General features: G+C 62.4%; 26 protein-coding genes. 10 read left to right on the top strand and 16 right to left on the bottom strand.

The window, feature by feature from the left end; genetic code table 11:
- Positions 1-32: 32 nt before the first annotated feature.
- The 3 genes from HGO40_RS09545 (at position 33) to HGO40_RS09535 (ending at position 3,424) form a co-directional block, all read left to right on the top strand.
- Positions 33-1,109: a DUF748 domain-containing protein gene (locus HGO40_RS09545; protein ID WP_250962783.1), complete on the top strand. Its 1,077-nt coding sequence runs from the start codon at positions 33-35 to the stop codon at positions 1,107-1,109.
- 256 nt (positions 1,110-1,365) lie between these two features.
- Entirely contained in the window at positions 1,366-2,211 is an 846-nt protein-coding gene (locus HGO40_RS09540) for an AAA family ATPase (RefSeq protein WP_250962782.1), read from the top strand.
- A 34-nt stretch (positions 2,212-2,245) separates the two neighbouring features.
- Positions 2,246-3,424 carry a vWA domain-containing protein gene (locus tag HGO40_RS09535; protein ID WP_250962781.1) on the top strand — a complete coding sequence of 393 codons (1,179 nt, stop codon included), beginning with the start codon at positions 2,246-2,248 and terminating at the stop codon, positions 3,422-3,424.
- 103 nt (positions 3,425-3,527) lie between these two features.
- On the opposite strand, the gene HGO40_RS09530 is transcribed toward HGO40_RS09535, so the two are convergent.
- The 7 genes from HGO40_RS09530 to HGO40_RS09500 form a co-directional block, all read right to left on the bottom strand.
- On the bottom strand, positions 3,528-4,448 hold the full coding sequence (locus HGO40_RS09530; protein ID WP_250962780.1) for a 5-oxoprolinase subunit C family protein: 921 nt from the start codon (positions 4,446-4,448) through the stop codon (positions 3,528-3,530).
- On the bottom strand, positions 4,445-5,149 hold the full coding sequence (gene pxpB / locus HGO40_RS09525; protein WP_250962779.1) for a 5-oxoprolinase subunit PxpB: 705 nt from the start codon (positions 5,147-5,149) through the stop codon (positions 4,445-4,447). The genes HGO40_RS09530 and pxpB overlap by 4 nt, the downstream gene beginning before the upstream one ends.
- Entirely contained in the window at positions 5,146-5,898 is a 753-nt protein-coding gene (locus HGO40_RS09520) for a 5-oxoprolinase subunit PxpA (protein ID WP_250962778.1), read from the bottom strand. Before HGO40_RS09520 ends, pxpB begins: the two co-directional genes overlap by 4 nt.
- A gap of 77 nt (positions 5,899-5,975) precedes the next feature.
- Positions 5,976-7,262: an MFS transporter gene (locus HGO40_RS09515; RefSeq protein ID WP_250962777.1), complete on the bottom strand. Its 1,287-nt coding sequence runs from the start codon at positions 7,260-7,262 to the stop codon at positions 5,976-5,978.
- Positions 7,263-7,545: 283 nt separating this feature from the next.
- Positions 7,546-8,088 (bottom strand): DUF2937 family protein, encoded by a 543-nt coding sequence (locus tag HGO40_RS09510; RefSeq protein ID WP_039593345.1) that lies wholly within the window; start codon positions 8,086-8,088, stop codon positions 7,546-7,548.
- Between the two features lie 12 nt (positions 8,089-8,100).
- On the bottom strand, positions 8,101-8,877 hold the full coding sequence (locus tag HGO40_RS09505; RefSeq protein WP_250962776.1) for a class II glutamine amidotransferase: 777 nt from the start codon (positions 8,875-8,877) through the stop codon (positions 8,101-8,103).
- A 32-nt stretch (positions 8,878-8,909) separates the two neighbouring features.
- Positions 8,910-9,407, bottom strand: coding sequence for an MFS transporter (locus tag HGO40_RS09500; RefSeq protein WP_250962775.1), 498 nt, complete (start codon positions 9,405-9,407; stop codon positions 8,910-8,912).
- A 135-nt stretch (positions 9,408-9,542) separates the two neighbouring features.
- Between HGO40_RS09500 and HGO40_RS09495 the strand changes: the two genes are divergently transcribed.
- Both HGO40_RS09495 and HGO40_RS09490 read left to right on the top strand, forming a co-directional pair.
- A complete protein-coding gene (locus tag HGO40_RS09495; protein WP_250962774.1) occupies positions 9,543-11,597 on the top strand; it encodes a S9 family peptidase in 2,055 nt (684 codons plus the stop codon).
- Positions 11,598-11,817: 220 nt separating this feature from the next.
- On the top strand, positions 11,818-12,291 hold the full coding sequence (locus tag HGO40_RS09490; protein WP_014337065.1) for a cyclic nucleotide-binding domain-containing protein: 474 nt from the start codon (positions 11,818-11,820) through the stop codon (positions 12,289-12,291).
- Between the two features lie 142 nt (positions 12,292-12,433).
- Here HGO40_RS09490 and HGO40_RS09485 read toward each other — a convergent pair whose 3' ends face one another.
- Positions 12,434-12,721 (bottom strand): hypothetical protein, encoded by a 288-nt coding sequence (locus HGO40_RS09485; protein WP_207965389.1) that lies wholly within the window; start codon positions 12,719-12,721, stop codon positions 12,434-12,436.
- 73 nt (positions 12,722-12,794) lie between these two features.
- On the opposite strand from HGO40_RS09485, the gene HGO40_RS09480 reads away from it, so the two are divergent.
- The 4 genes from HGO40_RS09480 to HGO40_RS09465 all read left to right on the top strand — a co-directional run bounded on the left by HGO40_RS09480 (position 12,795) and on the right by HGO40_RS09465 (position 15,034).
- On the top strand, positions 12,795-13,481 hold the full coding sequence (locus HGO40_RS09480; protein ID WP_018607541.1) for a spermidine synthase: 687 nt from the start codon (positions 12,795-12,797) through the stop codon (positions 13,479-13,481).
- Positions 13,482-13,529: 48 nt separating this feature from the next.
- Positions 13,530-13,904 carry a YajD family HNH nuclease gene (locus HGO40_RS09475; protein WP_003184246.1) on the top strand — a complete coding sequence of 125 codons (375 nt, stop codon included), beginning with the start codon at positions 13,530-13,532 and terminating at the stop codon, positions 13,902-13,904.
- A 204-nt stretch (positions 13,905-14,108) separates the two neighbouring features.
- Positions 14,109-14,579 (top strand): RNA methyltransferase, encoded by a 471-nt coding sequence (locus HGO40_RS09470; RefSeq protein WP_250962773.1) that lies wholly within the window; start codon positions 14,109-14,111, stop codon positions 14,577-14,579.
- A gap of 77 nt (positions 14,580-14,656) precedes the next feature.
- The gene (locus tag HGO40_RS09465) at positions 14,657-15,034 is read left to right on the top strand and encodes a YgaP family membrane protein (RefSeq protein WP_186704574.1); all 378 of its coding nucleotides are present in this window, start codon (positions 14,657-14,659) and stop codon (positions 15,032-15,034) included.
- Between the two features lie 198 nt (positions 15,035-15,232).
- Here the strand turns inward: HGO40_RS09465 and HGO40_RS09460 are convergent, their stop codons facing one another.
- A complete protein-coding gene (locus HGO40_RS09460) occupies positions 15,233-16,462 on the bottom strand; it encodes a hypothetical protein (RefSeq protein WP_250962772.1) in 1,230 nt (409 codons plus the stop codon).
- A gap of 32 nt (positions 16,463-16,494) precedes the next feature.
- Complete coding sequence (locus HGO40_RS09455) at positions 16,495-16,944, bottom strand: YcgN family cysteine cluster protein (RefSeq protein WP_186704572.1); 450 nt, start codon at positions 16,942-16,944, stop codon at positions 16,495-16,497.
- 160 nt (positions 16,945-17,104) lie between these two features.
- Between HGO40_RS09455 and HGO40_RS09450 the strand changes: the two genes are divergently transcribed.
- A complete protein-coding gene (locus HGO40_RS09450; protein WP_250962771.1) occupies positions 17,105-17,698 on the top strand; it encodes a nitroreductase family protein in 594 nt (197 codons plus the stop codon).
- Positions 17,699-17,970: 272 nt separating this feature from the next.
- Here HGO40_RS09450 and HGO40_RS09445 read toward each other — a convergent pair whose 3' ends face one another.
- From HGO40_RS09445 to HGO40_RS09420, 6 genes are all read right to left on the bottom strand, one after another.
- On the bottom strand, positions 17,971-18,903 hold the full coding sequence (locus tag HGO40_RS09445; RefSeq protein ID WP_250962770.1) for a D-2-hydroxyacid dehydrogenase: 933 nt from the start codon (positions 18,901-18,903) through the stop codon (positions 17,971-17,973).
- Between the two features lie 123 nt (positions 18,904-19,026).
- Positions 19,027-19,320, bottom strand: coding sequence for a YcgL domain-containing protein (locus HGO40_RS09440; protein ID WP_250962769.1), 294 nt, complete (start codon positions 19,318-19,320; stop codon positions 19,027-19,029).
- Complete coding sequence (gene rnd / locus HGO40_RS09435) at positions 19,317-20,450, bottom strand: ribonuclease D (protein ID WP_250962768.1); 1,134 nt, start codon at positions 20,448-20,450, stop codon at positions 19,317-19,319. Before rnd ends, HGO40_RS09440 begins: the two co-directional genes overlap by 4 nt.
- A 121-nt stretch (positions 20,451-20,571) precedes the next feature.
- Positions 20,572-21,213 (bottom strand): class I SAM-dependent methyltransferase, encoded by a 642-nt coding sequence (locus HGO40_RS09430; RefSeq protein WP_250962767.1) that lies wholly within the window; start codon positions 21,211-21,213, stop codon positions 20,572-20,574.
- Positions 21,214-21,281: 68 nt separating this feature from the next.
- The gene (locus tag HGO40_RS09425; RefSeq protein WP_250962766.1) at positions 21,282-22,931 is read right to left on the bottom strand and encodes a phosphoethanolamine transferase; all 1,650 of its coding nucleotides are present in this window, start codon (positions 22,929-22,931) and stop codon (positions 21,282-21,284) included.
- A 152-nt stretch (positions 22,932-23,083) separates the two neighbouring features.
- The gene (locus tag HGO40_RS09420; RefSeq protein WP_250962788.1) at positions 23,084-24,451 is read right to left on the bottom strand and encodes a glutamine synthetase family protein; all 1,368 of its coding nucleotides are present in this window, start codon (positions 24,449-24,451) and stop codon (positions 23,084-23,086) included.
- Positions 24,452-24,633: the final 182 nt, after the last annotated feature.

The raw sequence follows: 24,633 nt of genomic DNA, 5'->3' as shown, positions 1-24,633 counted from the left end.
GCGCCCCCAACAAACGCTGGAGTCTGACAGACATGAAGCGTCGATACCGCTGGCCACTGTGGGTTTTCGCCACCCTCGTCGCGGTGCTGGTGGCCCTGCATTTCGCCCTGCCTTACCTGGTACGCGACTACCTGAACGATAAACTGGCCGACATGGGCGATTATCGCGGCCAGATCACTGATGTGGACCTGGCCCTGTGGCGCGGTGCCTACCGGATCAACGGCCTGGAAATCGTCAAGGTCGACGGCAAGGTCCCGGTGCCGTTCGTCAACGCCCCGCTGGTGGACCTGTCGGTGAGCTGGCACTCGCTGTGGTACGACCATGCGGTGGTGTCCGAGGTTGAGTTCACCCGCCCCGAAGTGAACTTCGTCGACGGCGGGGCCAACCGGCAGAACTCCCAGACCGGCCAGGGCACCAACTGGCGCGAGCAACTGAGCAAACTGTTGCCCCTCACCTTCAACGAAGTGCGCATCCGGGAAGGCAAGGTCACCTATCGCAACTTCAACTCCAAGCCCCCGGTCAACCTGCGGGCCACTGACGTCAACGCGAGCTTCTATAACCTGACCAACGTGGTCGACACCGAAGGCAAGCGCGACGCCCGCTTCGAAGGCAAGGCCCTGGTGGCCGAGCATGCGCCCCTGGAAATGCAGGCTACTTTCGACCCCTTGAGCGACTTCGAGGATTTCGATTTCCGCCTGCGGGCCAGGAACATCGAACTCAAGCGCCTCAACGATTTTGCCGCCGCCTATGGCAAGTTCGATTTCAATGCCGGCCACGGCGACCTGGTGATCGAGGCTGAAGCCGATAACGCCCGGCTCAGCGGCTACATCAAGCCATTGCTGCGGGATGTCGACGTATTCGACTGGCAGCAGGACGTGGAGAACCAGAACAAGAACATCTTCCGCTCGGTCTGGGAAGCGCTGGTCGGGACCGGCGAAACGGCCCTCAAGAACCAGCGCAAGAACCAGTTCGCCACCCGGGTGGAACTCAGCGGCAATGTTCACCAGCAGGACATCAGCGCCTTCGAAGCCTTCCTGCAGATACTGCGCAACGGTTTCGTCCAGGCCTTCAATGCCCGTTATGAACAGCCACCGCCTTCGCCCGATTAAGGTTTGCGGCTTTTAGTGGCGAGGGAGCTTGCTCCCGCTGGGCCGCGAAGCGGCCCTAAAAGCCTGCGAGCGCTGCGCACTCGAGCGGGAGCAAGCTCCCTCGCCACAAGACTGAGTCAACATGTGACGCCCCATTCAGAGACTGAATACAGCGTCTGCGTTCACAGTCGGCGCGGCCTCGCGTTATAGTCGGGCACGATATTTATTTCGCGCGCCCCGCCTCGCCGGGCCGGCGACACGTTCGAGGAAATTGCAGATGAAGTTCGAAGGCACCAGCGCCTACGTGGCCACCGCTGACCTGAAACTGGCCGTGAACGCCGCCATCACCCTGGAGCGGCCGTTGCTGGTCAAGGGCGAACCAGGCACCGGCAAGACCATGCTGGCCGAGCAATTGGCCGAGTCCTTCGGCGCGCGCCTGATCACCTGGCACATCAAGTCCACCACCAAGGCCCACCAGGGTTTGTACGAGTACGACGCGGTCAGCCGCCTGCGGGACTCGCAGTTGGGCGTGGACAAGGTCAACGACGTGCGCAACTACCTGAAGAAGGGCAAGCTCTGGGAAGCCTTCGAGTCCGAGGAGCGGGTGATCCTGCTGATCGACGAAATCGACAAGGCCGACATCGAGTTCCCCAACGACCTGCTGCAAGAGCTCGACAAGATGGAGTTCTACGTCTACGAGACCGACGAAACCATCAAGGCCAAGCAGCGCCCGATCATCATCATTACCTCCAACAACGAAAAGGAACTGCCGGACGCCTTCCTGCGTCGCTGCTTCTTCCATTACATCGCCTTCCCCGACCGCGTCACCCTGCAGAAAATCGTCGACGTGCATTACCCGGACATCAAGAAGGACCTGGTCAGCGAAGCGCTGGACGTGTGCTTCGACGTGCGCAAGGTGCCGGGCCTGAAGAAAAAACCTTCCACCTCCGAACTGGTGGACTGGCTCAAGCTGCTGATGGCCGACAACATCGGCGAAGCGGTGCTGCGCGAGCGTGATCCGACCAAGGCCATTCCGCCGTTGGCCGGCGCCCTGGTGAAGAACGAACAGGACGTGCAACTGCTCGAGCGCCTGGCGTTCATGAGCCGTCGCGGCACCCGCTGATCCTCTTCGTTTAACAAGAGCGAGGGCGATTGCCATGCTGCTTAACCTGTTCAATGAGATGCGCGCCGCCAAGGTGCCCGTGTCGGTGCGTGAACTGCTGGACCTGATCAACGCGCTGAAACAGCGGGTGATCTTCGCTGACATGGACGAATTCTATTATCTGTCCCGGGCGATCCTGGTGAAGGACGAACGGCATTTCGACAAGTTCGACCGGGCCTTCGCCGCCTACTTCAACGGTTTGGAGAAACTCGACGATCACCTCCAGGCGCTGATTCCCGAAGACTGGTTGCGCAAGGAATTCGAGCGTTCGCTGACCGACGAGGAACGCGCGCAGATCCAGTCCCTGGGTGGCCTGGACAAGCTGATCGAAGCATTCAAGAAACGCCTGGAAGAGCAGAAGGAACGCCATGCCGGTGGCAACAAGTGGATCGGCACCGGCGGCACCAGCCCGTTCGGCTCCGGGGGTTTCAACCCCGAGGGCATTCGGGTCGGCGACGCCGGCAAGCGCCAGGGCAAGGCCGTGAAGGTCTGGGACCAGCGCGAATACAAGAACCTCGACGACCAGGTGGAATTGGGCACCCGCAACATCAAGATCGCCCTGCGCCGCCTGCGCAAGTTCGCCCGCCAGGGCGCGGCCGAAGAACTGGACATCGACGGCACCATCGATCACACCGCCCGGGACGCCGGCCTCTTGAACATCCAGATGCGCCCGGAGCGACGCAACACCGTCAAGCTGTTGCTGCTGTTCGACATCGGTGGTTCGATGGATGCCCACGTGAAAATCTGCGAAGAGCTGTTCTCGGCCTGCAAGACCGAGTTCAAGCACCTGGAGTATTTCTACTTCCACAACTTCGTCTACGAATCGGTGTGGAAGAACAACCTGCGCCGCACCTCGGAGCGCACCTCGACCCAGGATTTGCTGCACAAGTACGGTGCCGACTACAAAGTGATCTTCATCGGCGATGCCGCCATGGCGCCCTATGAAATCACCCAGGCCGGCGGCAGCGTCGAACACTCGAACGAAGAAGCCGGTTATGTGTGGATGCAGCGCTTCATGGAGAAGTACAAGAAACTCATCTGGAGCAACCCGTACCCCAAGGACACCTGGGGCTATACCGCCTCGACCAACATCGTGCGCGAGTTGGTGGAGGACCGGATGTATCCGCTGACGTTGCGGGGGTTGGAGGAAGGGATGCGGTTTCTCTCCAAGTGATCTTTGGTGCCCTTCAGGGCCTCTTCGCGAGCAAGCTCGCTCCCACACTGGTTCTTCGTCACACTGAAATCCCCTGTGGGAGCGAGCTTGCTCGCGATGCTTTTCAGCTGTTCAAAAACACCTGCAGGCACTCCACCTGCTGCCGATGCGCAACCTCCTGCACCACCGGCCGCAACCGCACCTGCGCCCCCGGCAGGCATTGCGCCAGCCGGGCCAGGGACAGCGGCGTCAACGCACCCAGGCGTGGATAACCACCGATGGTTTGTCGATCATTGAGCAACACGATCGGCTGGCCGTCCGGCGGCACCTGCACGGCACCGAGGGGAATGCCCTCGGAAATCATCGCCGGTCCCTGATATTCCAACGCCGTGCCCAGCAAGCGCATGCCCATGCGGTCGGCGCGACTGTCCAGCGTCCACGCAGTGTTGAACGCATCGAACAGGCTGCGCCCACTGAACGCGCCATTCTGCGCACCGAGGATCAGGTCCAGCGGCTGCGCTTGCTGGAAATCCGGAATCCGCGTGTGGGGCATGGGCCGCGGCGTCGCCAAGCCCGAATAGCTCAAGTGTTCACCGCGACTCAGCGCCCGCCCCCGCCCATCCAGGCCACCGAGTTCCTCGCGCACCACCGTTGCCCGGCTGCCCAGCACCGTCGGTGCGTTGAAACCACCGGGGGCCGCCAGGTAGGCCCGGGCACCGAGCACAGGCTGGGTGAGCGCCAGGACCTGGCCTTTGCGCAAACTGAAGAAACGCCACGATGCCACGCCCTGGCCGTCTATCCGCGCGCCCAGGTCAGCCCCGGCCAGCGCCAGCACGCAATCCTCGTCGGCCACCACGGTAAAGCCGCCGAGGGTAATCTCCACCACCGCCGCGTCCAGGTCATTGCCCAGCATCCAATTGGCCCAGGCCATCGACAACCAATCCGCCGCGCCGCCCTGGGTCACGCCCAGGTGTCTCACGCCGAAACGGCCGGCGTCCTGCAACAGGCACAGCGGGGTGCTGGCCTCGATCAACAACCGGCTCATGCCTGGGCCTCCAACGGTGTGTCGTCGCCACCCAGGGCGATGAATTCGGCGTGATCCACAGGCGCAAAGCGCACCGTGTCCCCCGGCTGCATCAGGCTGTAGCCGTCACGCTCGCGATCGAACAGCTTGGCCGGGGTGCGCCCGATCAGGTTCCAACCGCCGGGCGAGACCACTGGATACGCCGCGGTCTGACGCTCGGCAATGCCGACGCTGCCCGCTGCCACGCGCTTGCGTGGTGTGTCGAGGCGCGGGGCGGCCAGTTCTTCGTCCACCAGCCCCATGAAGGCGAAACCAGGGGCGAAGCCCAGGGCAAACACCTGGTACTCCCGTTCGCTGTGGCGGCGGATCACCTGGGCGACCGTCAAGCCGCTGCGGCTCGCCAACAGCTCAAGCTCCGGCCCGACGCTAAGGTCGTACCACACCGGCAGCACATGGCATTGGCCGGTCGAGCGGGCATCCGGTGAAAGGTTATGCAGCGCCTCGTCGATCAAATCGCGGGCCTGGACCGGGTTCAGGGCGAGCAAATCGTAGTGCACCATCAAGGTGGTATAGGACGGCACCAGATCGATCAAACGCTCGGCAAACACCGCTCGCAGGCGCTCGCTGGCGGCGAGCATCCAGGGCATGTTGGCCTCGGCGATCTCATCGAACAGGCGCACCATCAGGCAGTCCACCGCCACCACTTCCACGCGTGGTTTCATGGCGCACTCTGCCGGTCCAGGGCTTCGCGGATGCGCTGCACGGCCGCCACGGAACTGGCGTTGTCGCCGTGCACGCACAAGGTATTGGCCATAAGGTGCAAGGCACTGCCGTCGCTGGCGGTCAATGCATCGCCACGGGCGATGGTCAGGGCTTGCCCGATGATGACCTCGGGATCGTGATGCACCGCCCTCGGTGCCTGTCGCGATACCAGGCGACCGGCACTGTCATAGGCGCGATCGGCAAAGGCCTCGAACCACAGGGTCAGGCCGTACTCGTCGCCCAGGGCCTGGGCGGCGCTGTTGTCCCGGGTCGCCATGAGCATCAGTGGCAGTTGCCGGTCATAGGCCGCGACGGCCTGGATCACGGCGCGCAGTTGCGCCGGGTTGGCCATCATGTCGTTGTACATCGCTCCGTGGGGCTTGACGTAGCTGACTCGCCCGCCCTGGGCCCGGCAGATGCCGTCGAGGGCGCCGATCTGGTAGTGCAGCAAGTCCTGCAGCTCCTGGGCGCCATAGGCCATGGAACGACGGCCGAAGCCCGCCAGGTCCTGATAGGCCGGGTGCGCGCCGATCCGCACGCCGTGGCTCAGGGCCAGGCTGACGGTCTTGCGCATGATGCTCGGGTCGCCGGCATGGAAGCCGCAGGCAATGTTGGCGCAATCGATGAAGGGCATCACCTCGGCGTCCAGACCCATGGTCCAGCTGCCGAAGCTTTCGCCGATATCGCAATTCAGTAGCAGGCGGTTCACGGTGAACGCTCCTGTAGGTTTTTTCTTCTTTGACTGTGGGGCCAAGCCATGGAGCCCAGGCCCCCACAGGGTATCAGTTACTCGGCTTCCAACTGCTTGCCTTGGGTTTCCGGCAGGCTCAGGGCCGCGAGGATCACCACGCCGTAGGACACCGCCGCGAAGGCGCCGATACCCACGCTCAGCGGCACCTTCTGGCTCAAGATACCGATCAACAGCGGGAACAATGCCGCCCCCGCCCGGCCAATGTTGTAGCAAAAGCCCTGGCCCGAACCGCGGATGCGCGTAGGAAACAGCTCGGTGAGGAACGAGCCCATGCCGCTGAACATCCCGGAAGCGAAAAAGCCCAGGGGAAAGCCCAACCACAGCATCACGTTATTGCTCACCGGCATCTGGGTGTACAGCAGGACGATGGTGAACGAGCCGACAGCGTACAGGACGAAGTTCTTCTTTCGTCCCAGGATGTCCGACAGATACGCGCTGATGACATAGCCCACGTAGGAGCCGACGATCACCATCGCCAGGTAGCCACCGGTGCTCAATACACTCAAGCCCCGTTCATTCTTGAGGAACGTCGGCAGCCAGGACGTGATGGCGTAGTAGCCGCCCAGGGCACCGGTGGTCAGCAGCGAGGCACGCAGGGTGGTGAAGAGGATGCCAGGGGCAAAAATCTCGTAGAACTTCGCGGGATTTTCCGGCGTCAGGCGGGCCTTGGTCTGGTTATAGACTTCCGGGTCCTTGACCAGCCGGCGGACGAAAATCACGAACACCGCCGGCACGATGCCGAGGATGAACAGTGCGCGCCAGGCATCTTCCGGCGGCAACACCGAGAACAGCAGCGCATACAGAATCGCCGTCATGCCCCAGCCCAGGGCCCAACCCGATTGCACCATGCCCACCGCCTTGCCGCGGTCCTTCGCACGGATCACCTCGCCCATCAACACCGCACCGGCGGTCCATTCGCCGCCGAAGCCGAAGCCCATCAAGGTGCGGGCGATCAACAGCTGCTCATAGTTCTGGGCAAAGCCGCACAGGAAGGTGAAGAACGCGAACCACAGCACCGTCAGTTGCAAGGTGCGCACCCGACCGATCCGGTCCGAGAGAATACCCGCCACCCAGCCGCCAATGGCCGACGCGATCAAGGTGCTGGTGTGGATCAGGCCTGCCTGGCCGGTGGTGATGCCCCACATCGCGATCAGGGTCGGCACCACGAAACTGAGCATCTGGGTGGCCATGCCGTCCAGGGCGTAACCGATCTTGCAGCTCCAGAAGGTGCGACGTTCCTGCTGGTTGATGTTGCGATACCAATCGAACGGGCCAGAACGGGCCTGGGGTTGGGGGACGCCGAGCGTGTCGGGTGCACTCATGGTGGTTCTCCACGGTTTTATTGTTGTGAGTCTCGACGACGCTGACGTGGAGACCGTTGCCCCGATTCTTGAGCGCACGGCCGATCCCGTCCAACGAATAAAACCTTGGTTGGGTCATAAGAAAAATTTGATTGGGCAGCACATCACCCGCAAAGGCAGACCGCTTTTGTGGCGAGGGAGCTTGCTCCCGCTCGAGTGCGTGGCGCTCGCAAAATCTTGGGGCCGCTGCGCGCCCCAGCGGGAGCAAGCTCCCTCGCCACAGGAAGCTCACTGAACCATCGAGTCAGAGCCCGCGCAGGTCACGCTCTTCGATCGGCCGGCCCTGGCGCAGGCGCTTGCCGCCCAGCACCACCCAGTCGATCAGGCGGAACAGGCATTCCAGGCCGAACGACAGCAACATCGCGCCGCTGATGCCCCAGATCATCGCTTCGGGGGTCAGCAGGATCTGGTAGCTGTAGCCGTTCCAGGTTTCCTTGCGGATGTCCGGATCGGCGGCCAGCGCCACTTGCAGCAGGCGGATGTACCACGGGCCTTGCATCGCCTGGAATTGCTTGTCCAAGGCCTGCTGGCGCACGAGCAAGGTGTTCAGGCTGTCGGCGTCGCTGCGAAAGATCGGGTCTTCGCTGGCGCGGTAATGGGCCACCAGCGCCTGCATGTCGCCCTTGAAGAACTGGTTGGCGGTGCCCTGGAAACCTTGCAGGCCGGTCTGCGCCTCGATCAGGTGCGCCTCGACCCGCTTGGCGTAATCATTGATGAACCCTGGCACCTGGACCCCAACCAACAGGCCCACCGCGAACAACACCAGCCGTAGATAACTGAGCAACATAGCGTGACGTCCTTATTCGGTCCGGCCTTGGCTGACGCATTCGCCGCGTCGCCACAGGCTCCATTGGCCCGGTTCGTAGCGGGTCCAGGGTTCGTTTTCGGTCAAGGGTTCGGTGGCGATCACCGTGACCACGTCGTTGGGTGTGGTTTCCGCCTGAAAATCGACAATCACGTCCACATCCTTGAGCCGCGCCGGGCCGAACGGCGCGCGACGGGTGATCTGGGCCAGTTTGGTCGAGCAATAGCAGAACAGCCAGTCGCCATCGCTGAGCAGGCAATTGAACACGCCTTTGCTGCGGTATTCGGTGCAGGCCTCGATCAACGACGGCAGCAACTGTTCCACTTCCACCGGTTCGGGGAAGGCCTGGCGCACGCGGTTGAGCAGATCGCAGAAAGCCGCTTCGCTGTCGGTGTCGCCCACCGGGCGGTAGAAGCTTGCGCCCGGCTGGAAATCGGCGAGCTGGCCGTTGTGGGCGAAACACCAGTTGCGGCCCCACAACTCACGCACGAACGGATGGGTGTTGGACAGGCAGACCTTGCCGACGTTGGCCTGGCGGATGTGCCCGATCACCACTTCGCTCTTGATCGGATAACGCTGCACCAGGTTCGCCACTTCCGATTCGCTGCTGGCGGCCGGGTCCTGGAACAGGCGCAGGCCACGGCCCTCGTAGAAGGCGATGCCCCAGCCGTCCCGGTGCGGCCCGGTCTTGCCGCCGCGCTGCATCAGCCCGGTGAAGCTGAACACGATGTCGGTCGGCACATTGGCGCTCATGCCCAGTAACTCACACATGCTCGAACTCTCGCTTCAAGGGGCAGGCCTGCTTACAGGCGCGGTTCGATACGCGAACGCTGGGGGTTGCTCGGCACGGGTGGGCGACCGTAACGGTCATCCCCGGCCACGCCGAATGGTGGTTCGTCCTCCGGCTCATCGGCCGCGGCGGCGGCTTTGGCGGCGGCAGCCCGTTCCTTGCGCGCGTTGGCGGCCCGCTCGATGGGGAAGCGGATCAGCACGATCACCAGGTAGAGGCCGAAGGCGATCATGCCGTACATGAGCAGATCGGACGCCGCCCGCCAGGCGTTGTTGCCGACCTTGAACAAGATGTCCAGGGCGACAATGGCCAAGGCCGGGGCAACCTTGTCCTTCACCGGGTCGACGACGGTAGGGCTGAACAGCAACACCGCCATCAGCAAGCGCAGCGGTTCACGCAACCAGCGCCACATCCAGCGCGTCATGCGCATCCACACCAGCAGGCAGCCCAGGGCGGCGAAGGCGTAGAGGCCCCAGGCGATCAGATAGTCATTCTCGGTCATGGTGTCCATGGCAAGGCAGGCAAAGAGGCGCTTATAGTAACGGCTTTTCGCGCGTCAGGCTGCCCCGGCGTCTGGCGAATGGCCTGGGCGGTGGGTTCTGTCCAGGCCGCGTGTCCCTTTTCGTACAACGTTCGAGAGCCTTTCATGTCCCTATCTGCCCACGTTTCCAACGCCCCGATCGCCCGCAGGGACGCTGGTGTTGACCCGTACGCCTGGCTGCAGGAACGCGACACCGACGCCGTGCTCGACTACCTCAAGGCGGAAAACAGCTACCAGGAGGCGCAACTCGCCGATCAGGCCGAACTGCGCGAAACCCTGTTCCAGGAAATCAAGGGCCGGATCCTCGAGACCGACCTGTCGCTGCCCTCGCCCTGGGGCCCGTACCTGTATTACACCCGCACCACCGCCGGTGACGAATACCCACGCCATTACCGTTGCCCGCGCCCGGCTGACGACAGCCTGACCGTGGACGAGCGCCACGAACAACTGCTGCTGGACCCGAACGCGTTGGCTGGCGGCGGTTTCTTTGCCCTGGGCGCCTTCAGCATCAGCCCCGACCACCAGCGCCTGGCCTACAGCCTGGACACCACGGGAGACGAGATCTACACCCTGTTCGTGAAGGAATTGTCCAACGACAAGGTCAGCGAACTGTCCTTCGACAATTGCGACGGCAGCATGACCTGGGCCAACGACAGCCTGACACTGTTTTTTGGCGAACTGGACGACACCCACCGCCCCCACAAACTCTGGCGCTATCGCCTGGACGGCACGGCCGCCGAAGAAGTGTTCCATGAGCCGGACGGACGCTTCTTCTTGCATTGCTATCGTTCGAGTTCGGAAAAGCAGTTGATCCTGTCCCTCGGTAGCAAGACCACCAGCGAAGTCTGGGTGCTGGACGCTGCGCAGCCGCAACACCCCTTCACCTGCCTGGCGCCACGCCTGGAGAACCACGAATACGACGTCGACCACGGCCTGCTCGATGGCCAATGGACCTGGTTGATCCGCAGTAACCGCGACGGGATCAACTTCGCCCTGTATCAGGCCGTCGACACCGGCGTGGCACCCACCGAGGCCGACTGGCAGAACCTGATCCCCCACAGCGACACGGTGATGATCGACGGCCTGAGCCTGAACGCCGGGGCCATGACCTTGAGCCTGCGCGAAGGCGGCCTGCCGATCATCGAGGTACATCCCCAGGGTTTGCCGGCGTATCGGGTGCAACTACCGGACGCGGCCTACAGCCTGCATGTGCAGAACAGCCTGGAATTCATTAGCGATCGCATTCGCCTGCGTTACGAGGCCTTGAACCGTCCGGCGCAGATCCGCCAGTTGGACCTGGCCAGCGGCGCCCAGGTGGTGCTCAAGCAAACCCCGGTGCTGGGGCCGTTCGATGCCGATGCCTATGTCAGCCAGCGGCTCTGGGCCACGGCGGCGGACGGCACCCAGGTGCCCATCAGCCTGGTGGTCAGGCGCGAAGACCTCGGCCGACCGGTGCCGCTGTACTTGTACGGCTACGGTGCCTATGGCGAAAGCCTCGACCCGTGGTTTTCCCATTCGCGGCTGAGCCTGCTCGACCGCGGCGTGGCGTTTGCCATCGCCCATGTACGGGGCGGCGGCGAGCTGGGGGAAGCCTGGTATCGCGCCGGCAAGCAGGAACATAAGCACAACACATTCGGCGACTTCATCGCCTGCGCCGAACATTTGATCGCCAACGGTTTCACCACCGCAGGACAACTGGCGATCAGCGGCGGCAGTGCCGGTGGCCTGCTGATCGGCGCGGTGCTCAACCAACGCCCGGAGCTGTTCAAGGTGGCGATTGCCGAAGTGCCGTTCGTCGATGTGCTCAACACCATGCTCGACCCAGACCTGCCGCTGACCATCACCGAATACGACGAATGGGGCAATCCAGAGGAGCCGGACGTTTATGATCGGATCCGGGCCTACGCCCCGTACGAAAACGTCAGCGCCCAGGCGTACCCGGCGCTGCTGGTGATCGCTGGCTACAACGACAGCCGCGTGCAGTACTGGGAAGCAGCCAAGTGGGTGGCGAAATTGCGCGCCACCAAGACCGACGACAACCCCCTGCTGCTCAAGACCGAACTGGGCGCCGGCCACGGCGGAATGAGCGGGCGCTACCAGGGATTACGTGACGTAGCGCTCGAATACGCATTTGTCTTGAAGGTTTTGGGGCGGGTCTGAGGAACTCTGTGGGATGGCCGGGTCTTAGCTGCATGCGCAAGGCTCAGACATGACGCTGTTCCAATGTGGGAGCGAGCTTGCTCGCGATGGCGCCAGTTCAGCCACATGGTTGTCGACTGATACGCCGCTATCGCGAGCAAGCTCGCTCCCACAGGGGTTCGCCTACACTCAAAACAATCCAAAAAACCGCAGAAAACGACAAGAAAAAGACCGTGCCAACATGTCAGAACCGACCTTACTGAACAAAGAAATCCGCGACTGGCTGATGGACTGCGGCCTGTTCGACCAGTTGCTACCCGTAGACTTCGCCGCGGCGTCGGGCTATTTCAGCATCAGCGCCATCGCCGAGGGCGAAGCGATTTTCCGCGAAGGCGATGCCGGCAGCTTCATGTGCATCATCCACACCGGCCAGGTGGCCGTGCAGAAAACCGGCCCCGACGGCCAACCCGTGACCATCGCCACGCTGCGCAGCGGCCGGGCCTTCGGCGAAATGGCCGTGCTCGACGGCGAACGTCGCTCGGCCAGTTGCATCGCCGCCAGTGATTGCCAGTTGCTGAACCTGGGCAAGGACTCCTTGGAAAAAATGCTCAACGACGCCCCCAAGATCGCCGCCAAGATCATCCGCGCCCTTGCCGTTTCCCTGTCCAAGCGCCTGCGCATGGCCGATGGGCAGCTGTTGTCGCAGCAGGTCTGACCGCACCATTAAACCTAGCCGGAGCCCCCTGTGGGAGCGAGCTTGCTCGCGATAGCGTCAGTTCAGCCAGTATCAATGTTGACTGATACACCGCCATCGCGAGCAAGCTCGCTCCCACAGGTTATTGCGTCGTGTGGGCGTTCTACCCCCCCGGCGACTTGGCCTTCACCGGCTTCGGCTCCATGCCCGGTATCGGCTGGTCCTTGGGCGGCTTGGGCATTTCGATCGGCGGCAGCAAGGGTGGCCCACCATTTCCCGGGCCGGCCTTGGGCACGCCGTTGGGCGTGACCGGTGGATACGGCATGGGCGTGGCAGTGCCCGGCGATCCGGGGATGCTCGGCGGGTTGACCGGGATCGTCGGTTGTTGAGCCTGGGCGCAACTTATTGAGAGCGCCGCCAGGGCAATGGCCGTTAGAATGATGCACTTCATCAATGGCTCCGTGGCTATTGTCTGCTTTAAGGCTAGTCGTTACCGCGCCGGTCTGCCCTCCTACGAGATCTCCATGAAACGTTTCGTTCTGCTCGACACCACGCCCATCCCTGACAACGGCGGTGCCCTGTGCCTGTTCGAGTACGGCGAAGACTTCGTCATCAAGATCCAGGGCGGCGACGGCGGGCAACTGATGAACACCCGCATGCACGGTTCCGAAGACGCCCTGGCCGAGATTCCTTGCCGCAAGGTCGCCGGTCGTCCCGGCTCGCGCGTGCTGATCGGTGGCCTCGGCATGGGCTTCACCCTTGCCTCGGCCCTCAAGCACCTGGGCAAGACCGCCGAAGTGGTGGTGGCCGAACTGGTGCCCGGCGTGGTCGAGTGGAACCGTGGCCCCCTGGGTGAAAAGGCCGGGCGGCCGCTGGCGGACCCGCGCACCGTGATCCGCATGGAAGACGTGGCCAAGGTGCTGCAAGCCGAACCCCAGGGGTTCGACGCGATCATGCTCGATGTCGACAACGGCCCGGAAGGCCTGACCCAGAAAGCCAACAGTTGGCTGTATTCGGCCGGTGGCCTGGCCGCTTGCGCCAAGGCCCTGCGGCCCAAGGGCGTGCTGGCGGTATGGTCGGCCAGCGCTGACCGGCAGTTTTCCGACAAGCTGAAGAAGGCCGGTTTCAAGGCCGAAGAGGTGCAAGTGTTCGCCCATGGCAACAAAGGCACTCGCCACACCATCTGGATTGCCGAGAAGCTCAAGGGCTGAGCTAAACTCTGTCCAACCGTCATCAGTCTTTTCTACAAAGGTGAACCCATGAGTTCGTCAACGCCACCGTCCAACACCGCCAAGCTGGACCGCATCCTCGCCGATGCCCAGCGCGACCGGGAGATGGGCTACCGCGACAAAGCCCTGAAAATGTATCCCCATGTCTGTGGCCGCTGCGCCCGTGAGTTTTCCGGCAAGCGCCTGAGCGAACTGACCGTTCACCACCGCGACCACAACCATGACAACAATCCGCAGGACGGTTCCAACTGGGAACTGCTGTGCCTGTACTGCCACGACAACGAGCACTCGCGCTACACCGACCAGCAATACTTCGGCGACGGCTCCCTGAGCACCCCGAAGATTGCCAAGGCGACCCACAACCCGTTCGCCGCGTTGGCTGGGTTGATGAAGAAAGACGAGTAATCGTCATCACCCAAGAATTTTTACAGGCTGCAAGGCCGTCATCGCGAGCAAGCTCGCTCCCACAGTGGATTTTCGGCGTACACAAAACCCTGTGGGAGCGAGCCTGCTCGCGAAGGCGGCCGACCATGCACCACACATCTCGAACCTGACCACCCTCCCCTATTCCCCGTATAATCGCGCCTTTTCCCCAAAGGCACCCCGCCCGTGGCCAACAAACGCTATAGCTGCATCGGTCTGTTCAACCCCAAGTCACCGGAAAACGTCGGTTCGGTCATGCGTGCCGCCGGTTGCTACGGCGTGGCGTCGGTGTTCTACACCGGCAAGCGCTATGAGCGCGCCGCCGACTTCGTCACCGACACCAAGAAAGTCCACTACGACATCCCCCTGATCGGCATCGACGACCTGAAGAAAATCCTGCCCCTGGGCTGTGTGCCAGTGGCCGTCGAGCTGGTGGAAGGTGCCCGCTCGCTGCCCGAATACACCCACCCGGACCGGGCGCTGTACATCTTCGGCCCGGAAGACGGCTCGCTGGACAAGGAGATTCGCGATTGGTGCGAGGACGTGGTGTACATCCCCACCACCGGTTGCATGAACCTGGCCGCTACCGTCAACGTCGTGTTGTACGACCGCATGGCCAAAGGCAACAACACCCGTTCGGGACCGCAATTCCGCTGATCGGTGCGATATTCGATTGAACAAGGCAATCGCTCAGGCAGTCAGCTTTATACCAATCCCCACACTGGAGACAGATCATGAGCGATAACAATCCGTTCGAGCCGATTGAGCGCACCCCTTTCCAATCCCATCCGCCGCAAAACGTGCACGGCTGGGAGCGCATTGGCTCGTTGGCCGGCGGTGTGCTGATGATGGGCAAGGGTCTACGCCGTGGCGGGGTGATCGGGCTGGCTCAACTGGCGATCGGCGGCATGGCGTTGGCGCGGGGCATCACCGGGCACTGCTCGGCCAAGAGCCTGCTGGAAAAGAATCGCCAGAACCTGGACAACGCCCGCGCCCGCATCGAGCAGGCCGGTGAAGAGCTGAGTCGCCTGAAGGCCAACGCCGAGGCGGCGACTGGCACGGCTACGGTGACGGGGAATGATTCGTTGAATTCGCCGAAGGTTGGGCTCTGATTCTGCCCGGAGCAAGCTCCCTTTCACAGAGGTTTAAAAATCGCGCAGTCTCGGGGCGAGGGAGCTTGCTCCCGCTGGAGTGCGAAGCGCTCACCGCTTTTTTGGGGCCGCTGCGCGCCCCAGCGGGAGCAAGCTCCCTCGCCACACAAGCCTCTAGGCCATTGCGCAAAACTGTGGGGCTTGCTCGCGATGGCGATGTCACTGAAGTAACTGGGTATCCAGCACAGTGGAAGCCCCACCCAAAACACTTTCACTGAGCTGGACAAACTCCTCGGTGTCGACGGTTTCCAGGCGCATCGCCCCCTGCAACACATCATCCAGCGAACGCTTGTTACGGGTCTTCAGGCGAATCTCGCGGTCCAGCTCCTGCAACAGCAATACCGCCTTGGCCACGGCCGCCGGGCTGATCTGCTCGCCGCGCAACGTGGTGACGCCCTTGCTGTCATGGGCGAGCCGGTCGTTCAGGGTCTGGTAGCGCTCATCACTCAAGCCGCCGGCGCGGCGCAGCAGTTCGACTGCGTAATACTCGGTCAGCCCCTCGCTGATCCAATCGCTACGGTCCTGATCATTGACCCGGGCCAGTGCCTGCACCAACTCCCGCAACAACGGGCTGCTGCCCCGCTCGCTGACCAGCGGCGGGCGGCTGTGCAGGTAAATCGAGTCATGGCCGGCCTGGGCGCCACGCCACAGCGGATCGCCGGCGCCGACAATCAGCAACTTGGCCGGATGGCGCGGCACCAGCGCTTGCACCTGCGGCCAAACGAACGTCAGCAGCGTCAGCACATCCATCCGGCGCATGCCCTGGCCCCGGGGCGAGGCCACGGTCAATTCGGTTTCACCCAGGCGGGTACGGCGGCTGCCCAGTTTGCCGGCGAGCATCCAGCCCGTGGGACGGTCGAACAGGCGCGAGGGGTTGTCGATGCGGAAGCGCCGCTTGCCGATGCGCGGCCAAGGGGTCTCGATGCTTTTCCAGCCGTCAGGCAATTCAACCTCAAGACGTGCCACCAGTTCGATGCCGTCCTGCTGATCGAGCTTGGCCGACGGCACCAGATCATCGCCGCGCAGCAACGCCCAGGTCGGGGTCATGCGGGTTTCGAAGGTGGCGTTCTTGCGGGCATGGCTGATGCGCACGCGATAGCTCAGGCTCGCCTTGTCCGCGGCCGGACGCCAGACACCACGGGCTTCTTTGCCAGGGGTGAGCTGCCATTGGCCGTCGGCCTTGAAATCGCTGTAGCGACTGCCGTCGCCGAGGTCGAAATCCAGGCTGCGCACCGCTGAACCCCGGGCCAGGGTCAGGCGCACTTCGGCCTGGTCGCCCTGGGGCAACAGGTGCACGTGATATTCCAGGTCGACTTTCTGCGCCGCCCACTGCGGCCCGCACACTGCCAGCAACCCGGCCGCCAGTATCCGTTTCAATCCTGCAGCCATGGGTTCTCCCAGGTGGCGCGCCGCCCGGTGGTTCAGCCGGCGCGAAAAATCAGATGATCTTCCCAGTCGTCTTCCGGCACGCTGCCTTCGGCCAGCATACGTCCGGACTGGGAAATGCGTTCATGGTGCACGGCATCGCGATCGCCGCAGACCAGGTGGTGCCACAAGGGCAAGTCCTTGCCCTCGCTGACCAGCCGATAACCGCAGGTCGGCGGCAGCCATTTGAACTCATCGGCCTTGCCCGGCGTGAGCTGGATGCAATCGGGCACGTACTCACGACGGTTGGGGTAGTCGGTGCACTGGCAGGTTTTCAGGTCCAGCAGTTTGCAGGCGATGCGGGTGTAGTAGACGCTGTTGTCATCTTCGTCTTCGAGCTTTTGCAGGCAACACAGGCCACAGCCGTCGCACAGCGATTCCCATTCCTGGGGATCGAGCTGATCGAGGGTTTTGCGTATCCAGAACGGTTCGACTTTGGCGGCCATGGTTCGAGCATCAACATCAGGTGGTGAAAAGGCCGACAGTCTAGTGCCCGGGCCTCTTGAGGCCAAGCATTGGCGACTGTCGGTATACAGGGGCTTGTCAGGCCGGGCGGCGGGACGTAGGTTGCTTGATTGTCTTTCCACACTCGAGCCAGGTAAGCCCATGAGCGCCAACTCCCGCATTGCCGATTACGCGATCCACCCTCAGTTCATCGAACGCTGGTCGCCCCGCGCCTTTACCGGCGAAAGCATTGCCGAAGAAACCTTGCTGAGCTTCTTCGAAGCCGCACGCTGGGCCCCTTCGGCCTACAACTCCCAGCCTTGGCGTTTCCTGTACGCACGGCGCGACACGCCGAACTGGGAGCGTTTCCTGGGCTTGCTCAACGAGTTCAACCGCGGCTGGGCCCAACACGCCTCGGCGCTGGTGATCATCGTCTCGAAACCCCCCTTCGCGGTGCCCGGCGCCACCGAGGAAACCCCGGCGCAGAGCCACACCTTCGACACCGGCGCGGCCTGGGGCCACCTGGCGCTGCAAGCCAGCCTCAGCGGCTGGCACACCCATGGCATGGCCGGTTTCGACCAGGAACTGACCCGCAAGGAACTGAAGATCCCGCAAGGCTACGCCCTGCACGCCGCCGTGGCGATTGGCAAGCTGGGGGACAAATCGCCCTTGGCCGAATACCTCCAGGCCCGCGAAGTCCCACGCCCACGCCGGCCGCTGAGCGAACTGGTGGCAGAAGGCGACTTCACCCTGTAGCCCCTTTTGTAGCCGCCGAAGTTTCCCCTGTGGGAGCGAGCTTGCTCGCGTTGGCGTCAGGTCAGCCAATATTGATGTCGACTGGCACTCCGCTATCGCGAGCAAGCTCGCTCCCACATTCTGATCTGTGGCGGACACACTTCTTGTGGCCACTGAAAACCCACTGTGGGAGCGGGCTTGCTCGCGAAAGCGGCGTGTCAGTTCACGATTATGTCGGCTGAAACGCCGCCTTCGCGAGCAAGCCCGCTCCCACAGTTTGATCGAGGATGGCTTCAGTAACCCCGGCTGAAATCCACTTCACCACGCAGTGCTTCGCCCGCCTGATAGGCCCGCAGATTTTCCAGGAACAACTGCGCCATCATCGGTGGCGAGGTCGGTGCCGAACTGTGGCCGGTCAGCAGCAGGCCCCAGGCGGTCCAGAACGGATGGCGCTGCGGCAGCGGCTCCTGGCGGCAGACGTCGATCACCGCACCGGCCAGGTGCCCTTCCTTCAGGGCTTGCACCAGGTCCGCGTCCACAACCGCCACGCCGCGGCCAACGTTGATGAACAACCCGGTCGGCTTGAATTGCTTGAACAGCGCCGCATCGTAGATGTCATGGGTCTCTGGCGTGTTGGGCAGCAGATTGATCACGTAATCCACCTCGCCCACCAGCCGCGGCAGATCCTTCAGTGCCCCGACCTCGATGAACGGCGCCATTTCCCTGGCTTCGCTGGCGATGCCGTACAGCTGCACACCGAACGGCACCAGGAACTGCGCCACACGCTGGCCGATGTCCCCCGTCCCGACAATCAATACCTTGCGTCCAGCCAGGCCTTGGCCCTGGCGGTTGTCCCACTTGCGCTCGACCTGGCTGACCAACCGGGCCAGTACCTCGCGCTCATGGCCGAGCATGTAGGTCAGCACATACTCAGCCATCACTTGGCCAAAAATGCCCACGGCACGGGTCAGGCGGTAATCGCGGCTCAAGCCATCGGCCAGCAGCGGCGTTATGCCCGCCCAGGTCGATTGCAGCCAACGGGGTTGGTGGCCTTGACGCAACAGGGTGGCCAGCAGATCAGGCTGGCCGAGCCAGACCGGGCAATCGGTGGCCAGTCGCGACAGCTCGGCGGAATCGCCGCTGGTCAGCACTTCAATATCGGGTGCAGCCTGACGCAGAAGCTGGGCATACACCGCGTGATCGTGTTCGGCAATCAGAACGCGCATGAATCAAACCTTTCAAAAACAGTGCAGACGAGCGCCGACAGAGTGTCGCTCTATCCTTGCGATCGTCGTCAATAAATCATTCCGTTTTTCAAGAAGCGCCCAGGACAGGCGCCTCCAATACCATCAGACCGGGTCGTTACGGCGCAACAACTCTTCGGGCAAATGCTCGATGTATTCGTCTTCGGCCGGTGGCATCTGCAAGTGATAGCCCTGGGTGTCGAGGTGTTCCAGCACTTTGTTGATGTCTTCCCGGGACAGCTCACGCTCGGGGCTCAGCACCAGGTCAAAGGCGTGGATCGCCTTGCCGAAGGCGGCCATCAATGGCTCGGGCACACGCTCCAAGGCATCGCTCTTGAGCACATACAGGTACATCTCGTTTTTCTTCGAGCTGCGGTAGATGGAGCAGATACGTTTCAAGGCTGTTCTCCGGCAGTGGCCAGGCTGTCGAGCAGCGCCTGGCCCATCAATTCGCGGCGCCAGCCACGCAGCGAATCGGGCAATTGGTAGGGGCCCTCGGGAAAGCCGCTCTTGATCAGCGCCTCGAGGGTTTTCTTGCGCAGCATCAGCTCCGGGGCAATGCCCAGGCGCTCGGCTTCAGCCTGCCCCAGCGCCCGCAGGCGCTTGACCAGGGCAGCGGCCTCGATGGGCAATGGCTCGGCCACGGCCGGCGGCCATTGCTCGGGCGGGATGCTGGCGGCGCGCTGGATCAGATCCAACAGAAACTGGCCGTCCTGGCGCACGGTACGCGGGTGCATGTCTTCGATTTTCGCCAGCGCGCCGAGGTTATCCGGCTGGGTGCGGGCCAGGGGCCACAGCGAATGCTCGCGGATGATACGGTTGCGCGGCAGGTCGCGGGCCCGTGCTTCACGTTCGCGCCAGGCGCACAGCTCGCGCAGCACGGCCAATTGGGCGCGGGACAGTTTCCAGGCCAGCTTGGCCTCGCGGTAGACCTCGTACGGGTCGACTTCGCGACGCAGGTTGGCCACCAGTTCGGCGCCATCCTCCAAGACCCAGCGGTATTTTTCGTCGGAAAGCTTCGGGCGCAGTTCTACGAAAACTTCCGCCAGATGCACCGCATCCTCTGCCGCAAAGCTGATTTGCGTCTCGGACAGGGGCCGTTGCAACCAATCGGAACGGGTCTCGCCCTTGGGCAGCTCGATGCCCAGCACTTCCTGCACCAGCCGCGAATAGCCCATGGAGAAACCCAGGTTCAGGTAGGCGGCAGCCAATTGGGTATCGAACAGCGGCGCGGGCAGGCTACCGGTCAGGCGCAGCAGCACTTCAAGGTCTTCGCTGCAAGCGTGCAACACCTTGAGCACCGCCGGGTTTTCCAGCAGAACGGCCAAGGGCTGCCAGTTGTCGATGGTCAAGGGGTCGATCAGATAGGCACGCTTGCCATCGCCAATCTGCAGTAAGCCAGCAATGGGATAAAAGGTGTCGACCCGCATGAATTCGGTGTCGAGGGCGACGAATGGCAACTGCTGCCACTCGGCGCAAAACTGACCGAGGCTATCGTTGTCGCGAATCCAGTGAATATCGATGGCCACACGGCTCTCCCTTGAAGAATGGCGCGCAGTATATATCGCCGCTGGCGATTGCGAGCATCCGTAGAGCATCTGTCTGAGAGAAATCGCCTGCGAAAAAGCAAGAATAGTCCTACATCAAGAATTAACCGGTCTTACGCAATACATAAACACGCGTCAGCGCAAAACCGGGTAGGAAATCCTGATACCAAAGCACGCTGAAACCCGCCTGGCGAAACTCGGCTTCGACATCGGCCTTGTCGGCCAGGCTGCGTTGCGGCACCTGGCCCATCTTGAGACGCCCTTCGATTTTCACCGAAACGAGCACCGTATCGCGACTGACCCGATGAAACTCGCGCAACAGCACCAGGCGATGCTCGCTGGCGCGGAGATGGCGAAACAGTTGCAAACAGAAAATACAGTCCACTGCGTTGGCCGACAGCCCAAGGGTGAATGCCGAACTCGGGAAGGTCTTGACCCGCTGGAGCAACGTGTCGCCATGGTGGGTGAGCGCGTGTTCGAGCATGTCCGGCGACGGGTCCGCCGCCAGGATCACCCGGTTGGCATGCTCGGCCAGCACCGGCCAGAACCGCCCTGCCCCCCCGGCCACGTCCAGCACCAACCCCGGCTCGCCCGCCACTTTCAGGGCATTGCGCACCATTTGGTCGTCGCGCCAGAACGCCAGGCGCAAGCGGCGAGGTGCCGGTCGGCAGCAAACCTGCGCATGCTCCTGGTCATGCTGCCTGGCGAACTCAAGCTCAATGGTGGATGGGGGTAACCCGGACATACAAACGGCTCTTGGAAAAGGCTGGCTGACAGGTTAACCAACCCCGCGTGAAAATAAGGTCCAGGCGTTCACTCCCGTGCCAGGACACCATCAATCACCGCGCCGCGACAATTGGCGAACAGGTCCAGGTCGCGGTTATAGACCTGGCTGTTGACTTCCAGCAACCCGAGCATCGAATGAAACAGGTTGTCCTGGCTCAAGGGCTTTTCACGACTCAGTTGCAGGCAATGGGTGTCGACCGAAAAGGACTTCTGGTAGCTGTCGGAGAACCAGGCCAGCATCGCCACGTGTTTCTGTTGTTCCGGGGCGAGCATGTAGGGCGTGCCATGGAGAAACAGGTTGTACTCGCCCAGGGACTCGCCATGGTCCGACAGGTACAGCATGGCCGTGTCGACCTTGTCCTGGTTGGCCCGCAGCAGATCGATCAGGGTCGACAGCACATGATCGGTGTACACCAGCGTGTTGTCATAGCCATTGACGATGCTCTCGCGGCTGCAATTGTTCAGCGCATTGCTTTCGCACACCGGCGTGAAATGCTCGTATTCCTTGGGGTAGCGCTTGAAGTATTCCGGCCCGTGGCTGCCCATCTGGTGCAGCACCAGTACCGTGTCCTTGTCGAGGGTGTCGATGAAATGCTGCAGCCCCTGGAGCAGTATCTCATCGCGGCACTCACTGTTGGCGCACAGCGCCGGGTCCTTGAGGTTGCTGACATCCTGCAGCGTGACCCGGTCGCAGGTGCCCTTGCAGCCAGATTGATTGTCCCGCCAGATCACCTCCAGCCCGGCGCGCTTGAGCACATCCAGCAAGCCCTCCTCATTCTTGGCCTTGCTGGCGTCGTAGTTCTTGCGTCCCATGTTGGAGAACATGCAGGGCACCGACACGGCGGTCTCGGTGCCGCAGGAATGCACGTCGGTGAAGGCGATCAGGCCGGCCTCCTTGTCCAATGTCGGCGTAGTGTCGCGGTGATAACCGAGGATGCCGAAGTTCTCGGCCCGGGCACTCTCGCCCACCACCAGGACGGTCAGGGATTTGCGGCCATGGGTTTGCCAGGCCGGGTTGCGGCTCGCGTCCTCGCCCAAGGTGATGAACGGCTGCTTGGCCGACGCGACCTGTTCACGCAAGTACCCAAGCGAGGCACCGATGTAATTGCTCGGTACGACCATCAAGCGCAACTCGTGGTGGTTGCGAAACAGTGACGACAAACCTTGGTAGTTGACCAGGGCAACGACGCCGATCACCGCGGCCGAGGCCACGCCGACCAGTAACTTACTTAATAACTCCTTTGGCCAACGACGGTAGTTGATCGGGGTCTTGAACAACAACCAGCACGGCAAGCCCCCCAATAAGCCGATATAGACAAACAACTTCAACGACAACAGGTCACGGACTTCCGTGGCATTGGTTTCAGCGAAGTTGCGCAACATGCCGGCATCGATCAAGACGCCGTATTGGGCCATGAAATACGCCACGCCGGCGCTGATCAGGAATAACAGCATCAGCACCGGCTTGAGCAGCGGACGGAAGGCCACGAGCGTCAACACCAGGTTGAACGCACAGAAAATCATCAGGCCAAACGCCACGCACATCAGCAGGCCCCGAGCGTCCGCCGTCGTGATCGCCAGCAAGTGTTGCCAGAGCACGAGGTTGAAGCCCACTAACAAAAAGGCACTGGCGGCCAGCGTCACCCACTCGGGGCGCACGGCTTTAATAGTCAGCATGAGGGTTGACGGCTTCCTGAAGTTGCTCTTTGAAAAAGAAATGCCGCAGAAAACATGTGAAAAAAATGTTTTCTACGGCAACACAAACTTTAGGTAGCCCACCATCAATTTTTCGTGAAAAAGTTGCTGTTAAATAATTATTTAATCTGCTGCTAAGCCTGATTCAGATACCAGCGCCAATCCTGCACCCCGACTTCCCCCATGAACTGCCGGTATTCGGCGCGCTTGACCGCCAGATAAACACCCAGGACCGCCTCGCCAGACGCTCCCCGCGCCCAAGTCGAAGCTTCAAGGGCACGCAGGGTAGTGAGCCAGTCAGTGGGCAGCAGCTCGGTCGCCTGGGCGTAGCCGTTGCCTTCCACAGGTTTCCCGGGATCGCATTGTTCACGCAAGCCGTGATGGATGCCGGCCAATTTCGCCGCAGCCGCCAGGTAAGGGTTGGCATCGGCGCCGCAAATACGATGCTCGATGTGCCGCGAGAACGCCGGGCCGCCCGGTACCCTCAGGCTCACGGTGCGGTTGTCCACGCCCCAGGTGGCGGCCAGCGGTGCGTAGCTGTTGCTTTGGAAGCGCCGGTAGGAGTTGGCGTTCGGGCAAAACATCAACAACGAATCGAGTAAGGTATCGAGCATCCCGCCCACGGCATGGCGCAACAGTGGCGTCCCGTCGCCGGCCTCACTGGCAAACAGATTGTGGCCATCGCGGTCGGCCAGGCTGACATGCATGTGCAGGCCGGAGCCCGCCAAGTGCTCGAACGGCTTGGCCATGAAACACGCCTGCATGCCGTGCTTGTGGGCCACGCCCTTGACCAGTCGTTTGTAGCGCACCGCTTCATCCATGGCTTGCAAGGCATCGCTGCGGTGTTCAAGGGTGATTTCCACTTGTCCCGGGGCGTATTCGGAAATCGCGGTGCGGGCCGGAATGCCTTGTAGCTTGCATGCGGCGTACAGGTCGGCGAGGAACGGCTCTAACTGCTCCAGTTCACGCAAACCATAGACCTGGGTGGCGCGCGGCCGACCACCGTCAGCGTCCCGCGCCGGTTGCGGCCGGCCTTGGCTGTCGCGCTGTGTGGCCAGCAGATACAACTCCAGCTCCGCCGCCATCACCGGATAAAAGCCGTCGGCCTGCAGGGCTTCGATCACCTGACTGAGCAGATAACGCGGATCGGCGATGGTCGCTGGCATGCCTTCCTGGGGATGCATACTGACCTGCACCGCGGCCGTGGGAATCAACCGCCACGGCATACGCTGCAAACTGCCGCTGAGGGGATAGGCGCGGCAATCGATGTCGCCGACGTCCCACACCAGCCCGGAATTTTCCACATCGTCGCCAGTGAGGGGCAGCCCGAGAATCGTACTGGGCAGCGGCCGACCACTTTCATAGACCGCCAGCAACTCGTCCCGATGCAACAACTTGCCCCGGGGCACGCCGTTGTTATCGAGAATGAACAACTCGAACAACTCGATATCGGGGTTTTGCGCAAGGAACGCCTGGGCGTGTTGCACGGGTGCGAAAGACATCTTGGCAAGGCTCATGAGAAAACTCGTATTTCCGTGTCGGACGGGCGACAACGCACCGTCAGTTTGTGCTCGCCATTGAGCGAGCACCGTGGAGGTTCAACAGGAAAAACGAGTGTCCGGAGGACGCGCATGGCGACAATGCCAGAGCGCCCAAAAAGCCAGCTCGGAGGGCAGCGCACTAA

Origin of the sequence: Pseudomonas sp. CG7, assembly GCF_023701885.1 — a bacterium.
Classification (GTDB): Bacteria; Pseudomonadota; Gammaproteobacteria; order Pseudomonadales; family Pseudomonadaceae; genus Aquipseudomonas; species Aquipseudomonas zanjanensis.
The sequence above is the reverse complement of the archived record's forward strand: the minus strand, read 5'-3'. Positions and strand labels throughout refer to the sequence as shown.